Genomic DNA, 16,810 nt, shown 5'->3' with positions numbered 1-16,810 from the left:
GCCTATTCCTTTCTGCTGGCCAGCGCGTTCACCGCCGCCACGGTGATGGCCGAACCGCCCAGCCGGCCGCGCACGATCAGCGAAGGCGCGGGCAGGTCCGCCATCAGCGCATCCTTGGATTCGGCGGCGCCGACAAAGCCCACCGGGCAGCCGATGATCGCGGCGGGACGCGGGCAATCGGGGTCGCGCAGCATGTTCAGCAGGTGAAACAGCGCGGTGGGGGCATTGCCGATGGCGACCACGGCACCGCCCAGATATTGCCGCCACAGCTCGACCGCGGCGGCGGATCGCGTGGTGCCCATGCCGGCGGCCAGCTCCGGCACGCCCGGCGCGTTCAGCGTGCACAGGATGCGGTTATTCGCGGGCAGGCGGGCGCGGGTGATGCCTTCGCTGACCATGCGCGCGTCGCACAGGATCGGCGCGCCGGCCTCAAGCGCGCGGCGTGCGGTTGAGGCCATGCCGGGCGAGAATGCGATATCGCGTTCCAGCCCCACCAGCCCGGCGGCGTGGATCATGCGCACGACGACGGGTTCCTCATCGGCATCGAAGCGCGCCAGATCGGCCTCGGCCCGGATGGTGGCAAAGGACTGGGCATAGATGCGGGCGCCGTCGGTTTCGTATTCGTGCATGGGCATGCCTTGTGTTTTCGGGCCTATCTCATGCCCGTTCCCGTCAAGCAAGCGCGTCAGGTCGGCAAGGCCCAGCCCGCGCTGCGCGATTCCGTCGCGGATGCTGCCGCCCCGGATCAGGTCGAAACGGTCGGGCGCGGTGGCGATCAGGGTCAGGTCGGCCCGGCCCCGATGCGCGCAGCCCTTGGCGCAGCCGCTGACATGCAGGCTGCGATCCGGTCCCAGATGCGGGGCCAGATCGCGGGCGATCCGGCGCACGGGCGCGCGGCCCTGTTCGCAGCGTTCGCCGGCGCAGGCATGGATGCGCAGCAGCGGATCGCCCGCCGCGCGGATCGCCCCGCGAATGCCGGGGCTGACCTGATCCTCGACCAGCAGCATGCGCCATGGTGTCAGCCGGACCGGGGCTTTCAGCGCGGCAAGCTGCCCCGGCGTGATCAGGCCAAAGGCGAAACCCAGCAGCCAGCCCTGCGGGTGGTGGCCCGGCTGTGGGGCCGCGCCGGACGGGGGCCGGATGCCCTGCCGCGCGCCGGGGGCGGGCGGGCTGTGGGCGATCAGGTCCCGCATGCGGCCGCGGGCGACGCTGACGCCGCCCTGCGCGATGAACCAATGCGCCAGCGATATGGCCGTCGCGGCGGCGGTCTCGGTCGTGGCGGGCAGGAACCAATCCGCGCCCTCGGGCCAGATCTGCCAGCCGTTACCCGCCGGGATCAGCCGGATATCGGCGGGCGCGCCCGACAGGAGGGGCTGCGCCTGATCCACGGCAAAGCCGAACTTGCCGGGCAGATCGGGTGCCCCGGTTCCGGTCAGCAGTGCCGACAGGGCCGAGGCCACGCGCCATGCCGGCCCGTCCTTGGGTGCAAAGGGGGTCAGGATGACATTGCGCCGGGCCTCGGCCTCCGGGCTGTCGTCCAGCAGGCACAGCCCGCGCAGCGCGGTCAGGGCGCGCGCATGGCCGCGCGCATCCAGCCCGCGCAATTGCAGGTTCGCGCGGCTGGTCAGGTCGATCAGCCCATTGCCAAGGCTGCGCGAAAGTCGGGCGATGACCTGCGCCTGCCTGACGCTTAGCCGCCCGTTGCGCGCCCTGATGCGCAACACCAGCCCGTCGCCCGAGGCCATGGGCCGCAGCGCGCCGGGGCACCAGCCCTTGATCTGAAAGCCGCTCATGCCAGGCCTTCGCCGGCCAGGACGGCATTGCGGCGGGTGACCCACAGCCCTGCCTCGCGCAGCCGCGCGAACATGGCGCGCATGGCGGCCAGCGCGGCGGGGTTTTCACGCTCCATGAAGGCGACAAGGTCGGGGCGTTCCAGCGTGGCCTGATGGTAGAGGTCGAACAGATGGCCGGGCACGACGCCGGCCAGATTGGCGAATGCCGCCATGTGATCCAGCGTCGCCGCGATTTCCGCCGCGCCGCGAAAGCCGTGGCCCATCATCCCGTCGGCCCAGGCCGGATTGGCGGCGCGGGCGCGGGTGACGCGGGCAATCTCCTGCGTCAGGCTGCGGGCCTGTGGCCGGTCGGGCCGGGTCGCGTCCAGATGGTAAAGCGCGGGCGCGGGTGCGCCGATCCGGGCCATGGCGGCGGCAAAGCCCGCCTCATGCGCGGCGTAATCGCTGGCCAGCAGCAGGTCGGATTCGGGCAGATCCTGCGCGTGGACGAACGTATCCGCGCGCGCCAGCCGGTCGCGGATCGCCTGCGGCCGATGCGTGATCGCGCCATCCGCCCCGATCGCATGGGACGAGGCGGCAAGCCATGCCTCGCCCGCCGCCGCGCGGGCCTGATCGGTAAAGGTCTCGGCCAGATCGGCCATGCCCAGCCCGTAAAGCCCCGGTTTGGGGCCGAATACGCGCGGGCTGCGCTGGCGATAGGGGTTGTCGGCGGGGGACTCATCGCGGGCGGCCAATGCCTCGGCCCCGGTTTCAAAGAGTTGGGCAAGGCCGGGGAACACATCGCGGAACAGGCCCGAGACGCGCAGCGTCACGTCGATCCGTGGCCGCCCCAGTTCCGCCAGGGTCAGCACATCGACGCCGCCGACCCGCCCCGACCCCGCATCCCAGCGGGGGGCGAGGCCCGCCAGATGCAGCGCCATGGCGAATTCCTCGCCCGCGGTGCGCATGGTCGCGCTGCCCCATAGATCGACGACGATGCCGCGCGGCCAGTCGCCATGATCCTGCAAATGCCGGCGCAGCAGTTCCTCGGCCAGCTTGACGCCCTGTGCATGCGCCGCGCGTGAGGGCACGGCGCGCGGGTCCACCGCGAAAAGGTTGCGCCCGGTGGGCAGCACGTCCCGCCGTCCCCGCGCCGGCGAGCCCGAGGGGCCGGGCGCCACCCGCAGCCCCTTCAGCGCGCGGTCGAGCCCCTCCCGTTCCTGCGCGCCGCATTCGCCGGTGCCATAGATATGCAGCCCCTCGCCAAAGCGGCTTTCCTTGAGGTCGCAGACAAAGCGGTCGATCAGCGGGATCGCCTGCGCCGGGGCGGCGTCGGGCGGCAGGCCAAGATCGGCCTCCACCCCGGCAGCGCGTGCCTCGTCGCGGATGTCAAGGATCAGGCGGTCGCGGCGGCGCGGGTCCAGCCCGTCGGCGGTGGAATATTCGTCCAGCAGGCGTTCCAGATGGCTCAGGTTTTCGGGCAGATCGGCCGTGGCCAGCGGCGGCGGCAGATGGCCCAGCGTGACCGCGCCCAGCCGGCGCTTGGCCTGTGCGGCCTCGCCCGGGTCGTTGATGATAAAGGGGTAAATGATCGGCAGATCGTCCAGCAGTGCCTGCGGCCAGCAGCTGTCCGAAAGCGCGACGGATTTGCCCGGCAGCCATTCCAGCGTGCCATGCGCGCCGATATGGATCAGCGCATCGGTCTGATCGCGCAGCCACAGGTAAAAGGCGACATAGCCATGGCGCGGGGTGCGGGACAGGTCGTGATAATCGTCGGCGCGGGCCGCGACCTCGCCCCGCTCGGGTTGCAGGGCAATCAGCGCGTCGCCCGCGCGGATGGCGGCGAAATGGAACGTGCCTTCGGGCGCGTCAAGGGCCGGGTCGCCCCAGGCGGCATGCAGATCGTCCCTCAGGCTTTGGGGCAGGCGGGCCAGCGCGCGGCGGTATTCAGACAAGGGCCAGGTCAGGCGCTCGGCCAGCAGCCGCCGGCCCAGAGTGTCATGCGCGATGCCAAGGATCGCGCCGCAGGAGGCCAGCGCGTCCAGCCCGACCGCATGGGCAAGCTGATGCGGCTTGCCGGGATAGGTGGAAAGCACCAGCGCCCGGCGCGCAGGCTGGCGCAGCCGGTGCCATGCCTTGATCCGGGTCACCGCCGCCGCGATACGCCCCGGGTCGGGCGCATGGACTTGGCGCGAGAATTGCAGATCGGGGTCGCGCGGCTCGGCCGCCTTGAAGCTGACGACGCCCAGAAAGATGCGCCCGTCCACCTCGGGCAGGACAACATGCATGGCCAGATCGGCGGCGGAAAGCCCGCGTTCCTCGGCCTGCCACAGGGCACGCGGGGCGGTGGACAGCGAAACCTGAAAGACCGGGCAATCGGCACCGTCAAAGGGTGTCGCGCCGTTGCCGTCGCGGGCGGAAAAGGCGGTCATGTTCACCACCGCCGCCAGCCCGGGCAGATGCGGGCGCAGCCAGTCCGACAGCCCGGGCAGTTTCAGCGAGGGCGCGAAAACGCCGGTCGCGGCAAAGCCCGCCCCGCGCAGCGCCCGGATCATGGCATCCACGGGGCCCAGATCGGCCGAGGTCAGGTAGCTGCGGTAAAAGCTGACCAGCACCGGGTTCTCGCCGGGCAAGGGCGCGGCTATCACCCCGGCATCGGGATCGTAAAACCCCCATTGCGGGATGGCGGGCTGACCCGTGACCGGGGCGGCGGGCAGGCCGGCGGCCCCGGCCAGCCGGGCCAGCGCCATCTGCGCGGCGACCGCCCCGCCCTGGTCGCACAGGGCCGACAGTTCGCTGAGCAGCGGCGCGGGCAGGGTGGACAGGCGTTCAAGCGTCGGATCGGGCCGCCCGTCCGCCGGCAGCAGCGCCAGCGCAATGCCGTGGCGGCGGGCATGGTCCTGAAGGCTGGCCACGCCATAGGGCCAGTAGGCCTCGCCCCCGATCAGGCGGACCAGCACGGCGCGGGCGCCGGATAGCGTGGTCTCGATGTAATTATCGACCGAAACCGGATGCCGCAGCGCCGAGATATTGCACAGTCGCAGCGCAGGCAGCCCGCCATTCGCCCGGTGCCAGCCCGCCGCGAAAGCGCCCAGATCGCTGTCGGAATAGGACAGGACGACCAGATCGGCGGGGCTTTGGCCGGGATCGGTCGGGACCTCGGTTTCCTCAAGCCCTTTGCTTTCGCGAAAGACGACATGCATCAGGCGGGCACGGCCTGCGCAAGGGCCGCGCGGATCGCGGCTGCGTCGATATCGTCATGTTCGGCGATGACCACCAGACGCGAGGCGCGGGGCTGATCGCCCCATGGCCGGTCATATTGGTGGCGTACCCGTTCGCCCACGGCCTGCACAAGCAGGCGCATGGGCTTGCCGGCGACAGCGACATGGCCCTTGACCCGCAGGATGTTCTGATCACGCGCAAGGCGCGCCACGCGGGCGGCCAGATCCTCGGGGTCGTCGATTTCGGGCAGGTCGATCACCACCGATTCGAAATCGTCATGTTCGTGATCGTCGGCGCCGTCATGGTGGCTGGGGCGGGCGTCCAGATCGTCCTCGGCCGCGGCATTCAGGCCCAGGATCACGCGCGGGTCGATGACGCCATCGGTCAGGGGCAGGATCGGCAGCTTGCGCGGGGCCTCGGCCTCGATCACGGCGCGGGCGGCGGCAAGGCCGGCATCGCCGGCCAGATCGGCCTTACTGAGCAGCACGATATCGGCGCAGGCGATCTGATCCTCGAACACCTCGGACAGCGGCGTTTCATGGTCCAGACTGTCATCGGCTTCGCGCTGCGCCTGAACGGCGGCCTCGTCGGGGGCGAAACGGCCCGCCGCCACCGCCTCGGCATCGGCCAGGGCGATCACGCCATCGACGGTGATGCGCGACCGGATCGCCGGCCAGTCAAAGGCCTTGAGCAGCGGCTTGGGCAGGGCCAGCCCCGAGGTCTCGATCAGGATGTGATCGGGTTTCTGCGGCATGGCCATCAGCCGTTCCAGCGTGGGAATGAAATCATCGGCGACGGTGCAGCAGATGCAGCCGTTCGACAGTTCCATGATATTCTCGGCCGGGCAGTTTTCGTCGGCGCAGCTTTTCAGGATATCGCCATCGACACCCATGGTGCCGAATTCATTGACCAGCACCGCCAGCCGTTTGCCCTGCGGGTTCAGCATCAGGTGCCGGATCAGCGTGGTCTTGCCGGCCCCCAGAAAGCCGGTGATCACGGTGACGGGGGTCTTGGTCAGGTCGGTCATGGTCTATCCAATCGGAGGAATGCGCGCGATGCTGCGCTTGCGGAAAATGGCGATGCGTTCGCGCCAGGGCACGATCCCGTCGGGGGTTTCGGCATAGGCGGCGGCGCCCTGCATGATTTCGGGTGCGTCGGCATCCGACATCTGGCCGTAAACATAGGTCCAGCGGTCGGGGCCGGCCAATGCGATGGCCGAGCCGTTCGAACAGGCCGAGAGGCATTCGACCGGCAGGATGCGCACGCCCTCGGGCGCGCCGATCCGCTCCAGCGCCGCGTGAAGCCGCGCGCCGGGGACAGGTTCACCCTCAATCACCGGCTGGCCGGCGCGGCACGTCGTGCAGACAAGCAAGGAAACGTCCATGCACCCTTCATCCATCATGGCGGCACGAGGGCGCGAAGATCATCCGCGAGCCCTGGCAGGAACACCCCGTCCGCCGGTCAATATTCGCTGCTGGCAGGTCTCCCGGCTTGCGGATTCAGGCTTTCGCCAACGGCCGGCCCACCTTCCCGGCTGTTGCCAGTGGTATCGGGCGACCTCTCCGGTCACGGTCGCGGGGGCGGCTGCATTCGGGTCCGGCCTTGCGGCGCAAACCTTTCGCATTCCCTCTTGGCCTGTCATAGGACAGGAACCAGCGCAGCAGATCTGTGCGCGCCCGGCCCCGACTTGTCAAGCACAGGAGTCCCCGATGGAAGCCGACGACAATGCCCGCCACGCCGCCAAGATGGCGAAAATCAAGGCCGCGCGCGACCGCATGATGCAGGGCAAACAGGGTGAAAAGGGGCTGGTCATCGTCCATACCGGCAAGGGCAAGGGCAAGTCGTCCTCGGGCTTCGGCATGATCCTGCGCTGCATCGCGCATGGGATGCCCTGCGCGGTGGTGCAGTTCATCAAGGGCGCCTGGGACACGGGCGAGCGTCGCCTGCTGACCACGCATTTCGGCGATCTGTGCCAGTTTCATGCCATGGGCGAGGGGTTCACCTGGGAAACCCAGGACAAGGCGCGCGACATCGCCGCCGCCCGCGCCGGCTGGCACAAGGCGCAAGAGTTGATCCGCAACCCCGATATCCGCATGGTGCTGCTGGACGAAATCAACATCGCGCTGCGCTATGACTATCTGGATATCGCCGAGGTGGTGGATTTCCTGCGCGACGAAAAGCCGCCCATGACCCATGTCGTGCTGACCGGCCGCAATGCCCGGCCCGAACTGATCGAACTGGCCGATCTTGTGACCGAGATGGAGGCGGTCAAGCACCCGTTCCGCGACGGCATCAAGGCGCAGCCGGGGGTCGAGTTCTAGCCCGCGCCGGGCGCGTCAGCCGGCTCCGGTGTCCAGCGTCTCGGCCGCCTCGGCGGCCTTGCTGGCAAGGGCGATGAACTGGGCATATTCGGCATCGCTCAGGCCCGGCAGCATGTCCCTTTGCAGCGCCTCGACCACCGGCAGCACGGCGGCGATGGTGTTCTGCCCTTGCTCCGTCAGGGCCAGCACACGCGCGCGCTTGTCGCGCTGGCTGACGCTGCGGGCGATCAGCCCCTTTTGCTCAAGCCGGTCGACCACCGCGCCGATGGTCGCGCGGTCCTTGGCCACCGCCTGCGCCAGCCCGGCCTGATCGGTGCCCGGATTGTGGCGCAAGGATTCCAGCGCCGCGAACTGCACCGGGGTCAGGTCGAATCCCGCCTCGCGCATGCGCTGCGTGAAGATATGGGTCGAGACCTGATGCAGCCGCCTGATCAGATGCCCGGCCATCCGAAGCTTGACCGACATGGCGCCTTTTCCTTTCCGGTTTTGCCCCTCTCCCGCCGCCCTGCGGGGGCCATGGCAAGTTAACAGCAGCAGAATTGATATGTCTACTTACTTTTCTCTTGACCGACTCGGGTTGTAAATAGTAAGTCAACTTATCAATTCATTCCTTGGGGGAGGCGCTGCCATGCAATATCACCTGAACGGTTTTCGTCCCGGCGATCCGGAGCTTTTCGACGCGGCGCCCGGCCGCCCCGATCCGGCGGCAGGTCTGCCCGATACGGTGGATGTGCTGATCGTGGGCTGCGGCCCGGCCGGGCTGACGCTGGCGGCACAACTGGCCGCCTTTCCCGATATCACGACCCGCATCGTGGAGCGCAAACCCGGCCCGATGGACAAGGGGCAGGCGGACGGGATCTCGTGCCGCTCGATGGAGATGTTCAACGCCTTCGGCTTTGCCGAGACGGTGCTGAAACAGGGCTATTGGGTCAATGAGACGACCTTCTGGAAGCCCGACCCGGAAAACCCCGCGCATCTGATCCGCAACGGCCGCGTGCAGGATGTCGAGGACGGCCTGTCCGAGATGCCGCATATCATCCTGAATCAGGCCCGCGTGCATGACATGTATCTGGATATCATGCGCAAATCGCCCTCGCGGCTGGAGCCGGATTATGCGCTGCAACTGGCCGATCTGCGGGTTGACCCCAAGGGCGGCGACCATCCCGTGACCGTGACGCTGGAACGCGTCGATCCCGAAGGCGAAGGGCAGACCGTGACCCTGCGCGCCCGCTATGTCGTCGGCTGCGACGGGGCACGCAGCGCCGTGCGCAAGGCCATCGGGCGCGAACTGGTCGGCGATTCCGCCAACAAGGCCTGGGGCGTGATGGATGTGCTTTGCGTCACCGATTTCCCCGATATCCGCTGCAAGACGCTGATCCAGTCCGCCGATCAGGGCACATGCCTGATCATCCCGCGCGAAGGCGGCTACCTGACCCGCCTTTATATCGAGATGGACAAGCTGGGCGCGGATGAGCGCGTGGCAAGCCGCAATATCACCATCGACCAGTTGATCGCGGCGGCGCAGCGCATCTTTCGCCCCTATTCGATCGAGGTCAGGGATGTCGCCTGGTGGTCCGTCTATGAGATCGGCCAGCGCCTGACCGACAAGTTCGACGATGTGCCGCAGGATCAGGTGGACAGCCGTCTGCCGCATGTCTTCATCGCCGGCGATGCCTGTCACACCCACAGCCCCAAGGCGGGGCAGGGGATGAATGTCTCGATGGGGGATGCGTTCAATCTGGGCTGGAAGCTGGTCTCGGTCCTGCAGGGGCGCTGCCCGCCGGAAATCCTGCACAGCTATTCCGCCGAACGGCGGGCGGTGGCGCAGGATCTGATCGATTTCGACCGCGAATGGTCGCGGATCATCAGCGAACGCCCCGAAGGGGTTCAGGACGACGGCGACGCGCCGAAATTCCAGCGCTATTTCATCGAGCAGGGCCGCTATACGGCGGGGATGTCCGTGACCTATCAGCCCTCTGCCCTGACCGGGGGTGCCGGCTCGCAGGATCTGGCCTGGGGGTTCCGGATCGGCACCCGGTTTCACTCTGCCCCGGTCGTGCGGCTGGGCGATGTCAGGCGGATGGAGCTGGGCCATTGCATCCAGGCCGATACGCGCTGGCGGCTGTTCGCGTTCAGCCCCGACGAGGATCCGGCGACCGAGGGTTCGGCGATCCGCGGGCTTTGCGATTTTCTGGCGACCTCGCCCGCGTCGCCGATGCGCAGATACACGCCCGAGGGGGCGGACCCGGATGCGGTGATCGACCTGCGCGCGGTCTTTCAGCAGGGCGCGCGCGATCTGGCGCTGGAGAGGATGCCGGCCTGTCTGCTGCCGTGCAAGGGCCGGTTCGGGCTGGTCGATTACGAAAAGATGTTCTGTGCCGACCGGCGCGAGGGGCAGGATATCTTTGATCTGCGCGGCATCGACCGCAAGCGGGGCTGCATGGTGATCGTCCGCCCCGATCAATATGTGGCGCATGTCCTGCCGCTGGAGGATCACGCCGCGCTGGCCGCGTTCTTTGACGGCTTCATGCTGCCGGCCCGGGCCGTCTGAACCCGACAGGACGCCGGATCGCTCGCCCGATGCGACTGCCAATCCGCGCCGGAAACTGTCACGCTCGCGTAACGGCCCGGGGGTCATGCTGGCCCCCGGCGGGACGATGGGAAGGGGGCGCAATGGCGCAACAGGCGGTAAGGCAGGGGCAGGGGCAGGGCGGCGCGGCCGAGGTCTTTGCCGCCTTTCTGAAGCTGGGCCTGACCTCCTTCGGCGGGCCGATCGCGCATCTGGGCTATTTCCGCGACGAATTCGTGACCCGGCGCGGATGGCTGGACGATGCCGCTTATGCCGATCTGGTGGCGCTGTGCCAGTTCCTGCCCGGCCCGGCCTCAAGCCAGGTGGGCTTTGCGCTCGGGCTGATGCGGGCGGGCTGGCGGGGGGCGCTGGCGGCCTTTGCCGGCTTCACCCTGCCATCGGCGCTGCTCCTGCTGGTCCTCGCCCTGACCGCCGCGCGGCTTGAGGGCGTGCTGGCGCAGGGCGTGCTGCACGGGCTCAAGCTGGTGGCGGTGGCGATCGTCGCGCAGGCGGTCTGGGGCATGGCGCGCAACCTGTGCCCGGATCGCGGGCGGGCGGCGATCGCCGTGGGCGCGGTGGTCCTGCTGGCAGCGCTGCCCGGCGCGCCGGGCATGATCGCCGCCATTCTGCTGGGCGGCGCGGCCGGACTGGCCCTTGGCGGCGGCGCGGCGCGTGCCGGCCTGCATCTGCCCGTGCCCGTCACGCGCGGCGCGGGGCTGGCCGCGCTGGCGCTATTCGCGCTGCTGCTGGCGGCGTTGCCGCTTCTGGCCGGGCTGGGGCAGGGGTTTGCGCTGGTCGATGCCTTTTACCGCGCCGGCGCGCTGGTCTTTGGTGGCGGCCATGTCGTGCTGCCCTTGCTGCAGTCCGAGGTCGTCGCGCCGGGATGGGTCGGCGAGGACGCCTTTCTGGCCGGCTACGGTGCCGCGCAGGCGGTGCCGGGGCCGCTGTTCACCGTCGCGGTATGGCTGGGAGCGGTCAGCGCGCCCGCGCCCGGCGGCGTCACCGGCGCGGCGATCGCGCTGGTGGCGCTGTTCCTGCCGGGCTTTCTGGTCCTGATCGCGGCCCTTCCATTCTGGCATCTGCTGCGCGCGCGGCCATCGGCGCAGGCGATGATGCGGGGTGCCAATGCGGCGGTGGTCGGCATTCTGGGCGCCGCGCTTTACAGTCCGGTCTTTACCGGCGCCGTGCGCGGCATGCCGGATTTCGCGCTGGCGCTGATCTGCTTTGTCGCGCTGACCGTCTGGCGCGCGCCGTCATGGGCCGTGGTGGCGCTGGCGGCCGCCGGCGGCGCGGGCCTTGCCATGGTCTAGATCCGAGGGAATGCTGACATTCGCTATATTACGCAATCGCTTGCGCAATGCGGCCATCTCAGCCTTGAGGCGATTCATGAAGCGGACATTCATATCGCCTCAAGGCAAGGTTTGACGAAACCGTTCGTTTGGCGAGGGCACTGTCATTTGCGCTGCATCAACATAATAGAGTGCCGGCAGCCCATCCGGCCGCCGGCATTGCTGGATTTTGGACGATGCAGGGCCACCGCATCGGCGGTGCAGGAGGGACTATTCCGCCGGTTTGACGAACAGCATCGGCACTGTCCTTGACCGCGACAGCATCGCCATGGCCATTGCCATTCCCCAGCCCAGGGCCAGGGCGGCCAGCCATGTGACGCTGCCCGAGGGTGCGATGACGGCGATGAGCCCGGCCAGTCCGATCGGCGCACGCGACACCCAGCTAAGCGGACGCCCGCACCAGCCGCCGAACGCCACCGCCCAAAGCGAGGTCGATGCCAGCAGCCCGATGGCGCTGAGCGTGATCTGCCCCGCATCGCCCTGAGCCAGAACGCCCATGTCAAAGACGAAGGCGAAAGGCACGAAGAACGCCACCAGGCTAAGACCAAAGGCGGAAATGCTGGTCCTGACGGTCGAGGCCTTGCCCACCGCGGCCGCCGCGAACGAGGCAAGCGCAACGGGCGGCGTCACCATCGACAGCACGCAATAGTAGAAGATGAAGAAATGCGCGGCCAGCGGCGCAATCCCCAGGTCCTGCAATGCGGGCACGAACAGCACCGCGCCGATGATATAGGCCGCGACCGTCGGCAGGCCCATGCCCATCACGATACAGCCCACCATCGCCAGGCCCAGCGAGGCATAGACCGATCCGTCGGACAGCGCCAGAAGCGAGCCCGCGAATTTCAGCGCCAGATTCGACTGGATCGCGACGGCGATAACCAGACCGATGGCGGCGATCGGCACCGCGACCTCGGCGGCCTGGCGCGGGGCTTCGCGCAGGGCTTCGGCCAGTTCCTTGCGGCCGATCCAGGTGCCCTTGCGCAGGAAGGGAACGACAAGGCAGGATCCCGAGGCGATTACCGCTGCATAGGCGGCGGAATAGCCCGAGACCAGCAGCGCGATCAGCACCAGCGGCGGCAGGATCAGGTGCAGACGCGGCAGCACGGGATCGGTCGCGGCGACCTCGTCGGCGGTCATTGCCCGCACGCCGTCCCGCCGGGCAGACAGATCGACCACCAGAAGCAGCGCCAGATAGAACGCAATGGCCGGGATCAGCCCCGCGATCGCCAGTTCGACATAAGGTATGCCCAGCATCTCTGCCATGACGAAGGCGGCGACACCCATCACCGGCGGCATGAGTTGCCCGCCGGTCGAGGCGATGGCCTCGATCCCGGCCGCGCGGTGATCCACGATACCCGTGCGCTTCATCAGCGGAATGGTGAAGACGCCGGTCGAGACGACATTGGCAACCGCACTGCCGGAGATCGAGCCCATCAGGCTGGAGCCGATGATCGCGGCCTTGGCGGTTCCGCCCGTGGCCCGCCCGGCGGCCCGGATCGCGAGGTCAATGAACAATTGCCCGCCGCCGACCGCGGCGTAGAACGCGCCGAACAGGATGAAATAGAAGATGAAGCTGACCGAGGTCGAGGTGGTGACGCCAAGCACGCCCGCGGTCGTCATGGTGGTGATCTCAACCGCGGCATCAAGGCTGAAGCCACTGAAGCTCAACCAGCCCGGCAACAGGTTCCCCCAGAAGCCGTAAAGAATGAATGCAAGCAGCACCCAGACAAGGATCATGCCCACCGCCCGGCGCGCCCCCTCAAGCAGCAACAGGACCAGCGCGATCCCCGCGACGATATCGACCGGCAGGACCGGTGCGACATTTTCCATCCTTGTGGTCAGCCGCTCGAACCCGATCAGGTAATAGGCGGTGACGGCGACGGATGCGGCAATCAGGATCGCATCGACCGCAATTCGCAACCCGCGCGGCAAATGCGGCGCCTCAAGCGGCCGGTAGAGAAACAGCAGGACCATTGCCAGGCCCAGATGGATGGGGCGCTCGAACAGCGGCTGCTGGGGCGAAAACAGGAGCCAGCCCTGGAACAGGATCAGTGCCACGCCGGCGATGAAGGCCAGAGATCGAGCGGGGGAGCGTTGGGGTTCTGCGGACATGATCTCCTCCTCGGAAATGCGCAGAGTGAGGCGCCGCACGGTTGCGGCACGCAGGAGAACCGGCACGGATGCGCGCCGGCCGCGCGAGTCACATAAGGCCGGCTTCGCTGTAATAGCGGGCGGCGCCCGGATGCAGCGGAATGCCGGTTTTTTCGGGCAGCATCGCCTTGGCCGGATCAAAGCGCGACCATGCGCCGTGCGAGGCTTTCAGCGCATCCGCATTTTCGATGATCGTTTTGGTGATCCGGTAGGCGGTTTCCTCGTCCAGTTTGTCGCTGGCGATCAGGACCGTGCCCAGATTGGCGCCGATGGTGGCCTCGGGCTGGCCATCGAACCAGGGACCATAGGTGCCGATGGTCATGCCGTTTTCGGCCATCAGCTTTTGCGCCTCGTCGGGCAGGTCAAGAAACGCCACATCCGTGGTCAGGGCAACCTCGGTGATGGTGGGGTGGCCCTTGATCATCGTGTCGATATAAAGATCGGCCCCGCCATTGCGCAGCTGATCCGCGATCTGGCTGGTGCCAAGCTGCACGACATCGCCGCCCTTCTCCCTGATCTGCCGGGTGCTTGTCCCCAATGACCGGAAGATCAGTTCAGCCGCCGGCACTGCGGACGATCCGACCGGCTTGATCACCACGCGAACCGGAATCTCGGCTTGCAGGATGTCCTTCAGATCCCGGCTGCCTGCCTTTTGCAGAAAGGCTTCGCGCGCGATGACGCCGATATAGACATCGTTCAGCCCACCGACGAGCGCCCGGATATCCGGCGCGGACATGCCCTCGTAAAGATCGCTACCCTCATAAGCCCAGACAGCGGTGGCTGTATTGGACAGCGCGATATCCGCCTTGCCAATCTGAACCACCATCGGATTGGCGACACCGCCGCCGCGGGCGATGATCTCGACACTGTTCGAACCCAGAACGGGCTCGATCAACTGCTCCAGCGCCGCCGCGAACACATACCAGGACGAGCCTTCGCGCATCGCGCCCACCCGCACCGGATCCGCTGACAGCGACATGGTGCCCAAAGCCAGGATGGTTCCGGTCAGCAGGGTCTTTCGAAACGTCTTGCCGATCGTGTCGAACATCTCTTCTCCTCCCCTGTTTGGTGGTGGTCCCTGCGGGTCGCCCGCAGAGACCAGACCGGCTTACTCGGCGGCTTCAAGCAGTTGTGCCTGACCGATACCAGCAGCGTCGAAGGCGGCAAAGATTTCCTGCTCGGCCTTTTCGCCCAGGTTCTTGAGCGGCTCGCGGATCGTCGCATGGTCAAGGACGCCGCGTTTGACCAGCCCCAGCTTCAGCGCCACCGTGCCCTCCATGTGCGAGCCGCGATGATAAACCGCTTTGGTCACCGGCAGCAGGCGTTCGAATACCTTGCGGGCCTCGGTGTAGTTCTGCGCCTTGCCGGCAGCCAGAAGATCCAGCAGCAGTTCCGGCGCGATATTGCCATAGCCGACCAGGAAACCGTCCACATCGAAGGCCGTGGGCAGCAGCCATTCGTCATGGCAGGACAGGATCTGCAGATCGGGATTGGCCTTCTTCAGTTCCGGGATCTCGGTGTACCAGCGCTTCATGTCGCGCACACCGTTCTTGGTGGCGACGACGCCTTCCTGGGTGGCCAGATCAAGCTGGGTGTCCAGGTCGTAATTCGCCTTGGTCGTGGCCGGGTACTGGAACAGGATGCATTGCAGGCCCGATTCTTCCCAGATCGCCTTGTAGCGGCTTTGCGGCGCGCCCTTCTGGAAGCCGAAGCGCAGCCAGCCGTGGTTGGGATAGACCAGCGCGCCGGTCGCACCGGCGGCGGCGCATTTCTTGGCCTCCTCGGCTGCGACTTTGGTGCCCTCGCCGGTGATGCCGGCAATGATCGGCACGGCGCCGTCAACGGCCTCGGCATAGGTGTTGATCAGGGCCAGGCGCTCATTCTCGGTCAGGAACGTGCCTTCACCGGCATGGCCCAGAATGACCAGCGATTTGACGCCGGGGATCGAAATCAGCCATTTCGCCAGCTTTGCATTCGCCTCGTGATCGACTTCGCCATCGCGGGTGAAGGCGGTGACGGGGGCCGGGCTGAGGCCGCGAAGATCCATGGGTTGCATATCAGTCTCCTCCAATGCGAACCGTTACATTTGGAACCCGCGAGCTTTTTGGGAACGATTGCGGGAACGTTCCCAAATATACATTGAAAGGGATTTCGGTCAAGTGGTAAGACATGGGCAGGGAATGTCAGGAGGCCGGGTTTGGCGCAGGACGACGACAAGTCATTGAGTTCAAAGGCGCGCGTGACGCTGCACGATGTCGCCCGCGAAGCCGGGGTGTCGAAATCGACCGTCTCGCGGATGCTGGACGAACGCCTTCCTAAGTCCGACAGCGAGACCGCCGCGCGCGTGCGGCGAATCGCCCGCGAGATGGGCTATGTCCGCGACGTGGCCGCCGCCAGCCTGCGGCGCGGCAGCACCGGCATGATCGGGGTGATCGTGCCGCGGTTGACCGACACGGTGATGGCGATGCTCTACGAGGCGCTTGCCCGGGCCGCCGCCCGGGCCGGCCAGTTCGCCATCGTCGCCACCACCGATGACGACCCCGAGGCCGACCGCCGCGCCGCCGAGGCGCTGCTGCAGCGCGGGGTCGACGGGCTGATCCTGTCGACAGCCCGCGAGGGCAGCGACTTCACCCGGGACCTGACCGAGCGCGGCGTGCGCCATGTCCTCGCCCTGCGTCACGACGGCGACAGCCTCGCGGCGGTCGGCGACGACCGGTTGGGCGGCTATCTGGCGACGCGCCACCTGATCGACCTCGGGCATCGTGATATCGCCCTGCTGACCGGCCCGGAATATGCCAGCAGCGCCCGCGGGCGGGCCGAGGGCTTTCGCCGCGCCATGACAGAAGCCAGCCTGCCGATCCGCCCGGAATTGCTCGCGCCGTCAACCTTCAGCATCGAATCCGGTGCCGAGGCGGCGGCTTATCTGATGGAACTGCAACACCCACCAAGCGCGATCTTCGCCATCAATGACAACACGGCCATCGGCGCGCTTTCGGCCTTGGCAAAGCGCGGCATTGCCGTACCGGGCGATGTTTCACTGGTGGGGTACAACGACATCCCGATTGTGAGCCGGCTGCCCATCCCGCTCACGACGGTGCGCGTGCCGTTCGACCAGATCGCCACCGCGGCGCTGGAACTATTCCTTGCCGACGAACCGCCGGCACGCGAGCGCATGCGTGTCGTGGCGCCCACCCTCATTCCAAGGCAATCGACCGCAAGGCACGACAGGTAAACCATGCGATTTCTCCAGATGCCGAATAGCTGCCCCAATCTCGAACGGCGGCTTTGGCGGCCCGGATCGAAGCGTCGCATCGCTGATGCTGGTGTCATTTTGGCGCTCCCGCGGCAAAAAACGGCACTGGACGAAGCCGCCGCGCGACATCGGTGCGTACGGCGTCGGATATCGCGACGTTCTGACTTTCAGGC

The 16,810-nt window shown here is 67.4% G+C and carries 12 protein-coding genes, 1 pseudogene and 1 riboswitch; of the genes and pseudogenes, 4 read left to right on the top strand and 9 right to left on the bottom strand.

The annotated features are described in order from the left end of the window. Nucleotides 1–2: 2 nt before the first annotated feature. The 5 genes and pseudogenes from IT41_RS06250 to IT41_RS06230 all read right to left on the bottom strand — a co-directional run bounded on the left by IT41_RS06250 (nt 3) and on the right by IT41_RS06230 (nt 6,378). Nucleotides 3–629 (bottom strand): precorrin-8X methylmutase, encoded by a 627-nt coding sequence (locus tag IT41_RS06250; protein WP_414811547.1) that lies wholly within the window; start codon nt 627–629, stop codon nt 3–5. A gap of 966 nt (nt 630–1,595) precedes the next feature. After that, nucleotides 1,596–1,745: pseudogene (locus IT41_RS21500) on the bottom strand (precorrin-3B synthase); the annotation flags it as partial. A gap of 44 nt (nt 1,746–1,789) precedes the next feature. Continuing rightward, nucleotides 1,790–4,975, bottom strand: a complete 3,186-nt coding sequence (cobN, locus tag IT41_RS06240; RefSeq protein WP_036739518.1) for a cobaltochelatase subunit CobN — start codon at nt 4,973–4,975, stop codon at nt 1,790–1,792. Further along, complete coding sequence (gene cobW, locus IT41_RS06235) at nt 4,975–6,021, bottom strand: cobalamin biosynthesis protein CobW (RefSeq protein ID WP_036739516.1); 1,047 nt, start codon at nt 6,019–6,021, stop codon at nt 4,975–4,977. The genes cobN and cobW overlap by 1 nt, the downstream gene beginning before the upstream one ends. Before the next feature lie 3 nt (nt 6,022–6,024). Further along, nucleotides 6,025–6,378 (bottom strand): DUF1636 family protein, encoded by a 354-nt coding sequence (locus IT41_RS06230; protein WP_036739514.1) that lies wholly within the window; start codon nt 6,376–6,378, stop codon nt 6,025–6,027. A gap of 75 nt (nt 6,379–6,453) precedes the next feature. Then, nucleotides 6,454–6,666: riboswitch (cobalamin riboswitch) on the bottom strand. Nucleotides 6,667–6,703: 37 nt separating this feature from the next. Between IT41_RS06230 and cobO the strand changes: the two genes are divergently transcribed. Continuing rightward, a complete protein-coding gene (cobO, locus tag IT41_RS06225) occupies nt 6,704–7,315 on the top strand; it encodes a cob(I)yrinic acid a,c-diamide adenosyltransferase (protein ID WP_036739513.1) in 612 nt (203 codons plus the stop codon). 15 nt (nt 7,316–7,330) lie between these two features. Here cobO and IT41_RS06220 read toward each other — a convergent pair whose 3' ends face one another. Continuing rightward, complete coding sequence (locus tag IT41_RS06220) at nt 7,331–7,780, bottom strand: MarR family winged helix-turn-helix transcriptional regulator (RefSeq protein ID WP_036739512.1); 450 nt, start codon at nt 7,778–7,780, stop codon at nt 7,331–7,333. A 163-nt stretch (nt 7,781–7,943) separates the two neighbouring features. Between IT41_RS06220 and IT41_RS06215 the strand changes: the two genes are divergently transcribed. Both IT41_RS06215 and chrA read left to right on the top strand, forming a co-directional pair. Beyond that, complete coding sequence (locus IT41_RS06215) at nt 7,944–9,866, top strand: FAD-binding monooxygenase (protein ID WP_036739511.1); 1,923 nt, start codon at nt 7,944–7,946, stop codon at nt 9,864–9,866. A 122-nt stretch (nt 9,867–9,988) separates the two neighbouring features. Beyond that, complete coding sequence (chrA, locus tag IT41_RS06210) at nt 9,989–11,194, top strand: chromate efflux transporter (RefSeq protein WP_036739509.1); 1,206 nt, start codon at nt 9,989–9,991, stop codon at nt 11,192–11,194. 249 nt (nt 11,195–11,443) lie between these two features. Here chrA and IT41_RS06205 read toward each other — a convergent pair whose 3' ends face one another. From IT41_RS06205 to IT41_RS06195, 3 genes are all read right to left on the bottom strand, one after another. Continuing rightward, nucleotides 11,444–13,345 (bottom strand): TRAP transporter permease, encoded by a 1,902-nt coding sequence (locus tag IT41_RS06205; protein ID WP_036739507.1) that lies wholly within the window; start codon nt 13,343–13,345, stop codon nt 11,444–11,446. 88 nt (nt 13,346–13,433) lie between these two features. Next, on the bottom strand, nt 13,434–14,432 hold the full coding sequence (locus tag IT41_RS06200; RefSeq protein ID WP_036739505.1) for a TAXI family TRAP transporter solute-binding subunit: 999 nt from the start codon (nt 14,430–14,432) through the stop codon (nt 13,434–13,436). A 60-nt stretch (nt 14,433–14,492) separates the two neighbouring features. Beyond that, on the bottom strand, nt 14,493–15,440 hold the full coding sequence (locus IT41_RS06195; RefSeq protein WP_036739504.1) for a dihydrodipicolinate synthase family protein: 948 nt from the start codon (nt 15,438–15,440) through the stop codon (nt 14,493–14,495). 141 nt (nt 15,441–15,581) lie between these two features. Between IT41_RS06195 and IT41_RS06190 the strand changes: the two genes are divergently transcribed. Beyond that, nucleotides 15,582–16,616 (top strand): LacI family DNA-binding transcriptional regulator, encoded by a 1,035-nt coding sequence (locus tag IT41_RS06190; protein WP_139221632.1) that lies wholly within the window; start codon nt 15,582–15,584, stop codon nt 16,614–16,616. Nucleotides 16,617–16,810 lie beyond the last annotated feature (194 nt).

The sequence above is a fragment of the Paracoccus halophilus genome, assembly GCF_000763905.1.
Taxonomy (GTDB): Bacteria; Pseudomonadota; Alphaproteobacteria; order Rhodobacterales; family Rhodobacteraceae; genus Paracoccus; species Paracoccus halophilus.
This window is presented reverse-complemented; position numbering and strand designations above follow the sequence as displayed.

Bases quoted from the DNA above. Each gene is read 5' to 3' on its own strand.
- IT41_RS06195 (WP_036739504.1), bottom strand. From the start codon at position 15,440: ATGCAACCCATGGATCTTCGCGGCCTCAGCCCGGCCCCCGTCACCGCC.
- IT41_RS06200 (WP_036739505.1), bottom strand. From the start codon at position 14,432: ATGTTCGACACGATCGGCAAGACGTTTCGAAAGACCCTGCTGACCGGA.
- IT41_RS06205 (WP_036739507.1), bottom strand. From the start codon at position 13,345: ATGTCCGCAGAACCCCAACGCTCCCCCGCTCGATCTCTGGCCTTCATC.
- cobO (WP_036739513.1), top strand. From the start codon at position 6,704: ATGGAAGCCGACGACAATGCCCGCCACGCCGCCAAGATGGCGAAAATC.
- cobW (WP_036739516.1), bottom strand. From the start codon at position 6,021: ATGACCGACCTGACCAAGACCCCCGTCACCGTGATCACCGGCTTTCTG.
- IT41_RS06220 (WP_036739512.1), bottom strand. From the start codon at position 7,780: ATGTCGGTCAAGCTTCGGATGGCCGGGCATCTGATCAGGCGGCTGCAT.
- IT41_RS06250 (WP_414811547.1), bottom strand. From the start codon at position 629: ATGCACGAATACGAAACCGACGGCGCCCGCATCTATGCCCAGTCCTTT.
- cobN (WP_036739518.1), bottom strand. From the start codon at position 4,975: ATGCATGTCGTCTTTCGCGAAAGCAAAGGGCTTGAGGAAACCGAGGTC.
- IT41_RS06230 (WP_036739514.1), bottom strand. From the start codon at position 6,378: ATGGACGTTTCCTTGCTTGTCTGCACGACGTGCCGCGCCGGCCAGCCG.
- chrA (WP_036739509.1), top strand. From the start codon at position 9,989: ATGGCGCAACAGGCGGTAAGGCAGGGGCAGGGGCAGGGCGGCGCGGCC.
- IT41_RS06215 (WP_036739511.1), top strand. From the start codon at position 7,944: ATGCAATATCACCTGAACGGTTTTCGTCCCGGCGATCCGGAGCTTTTC.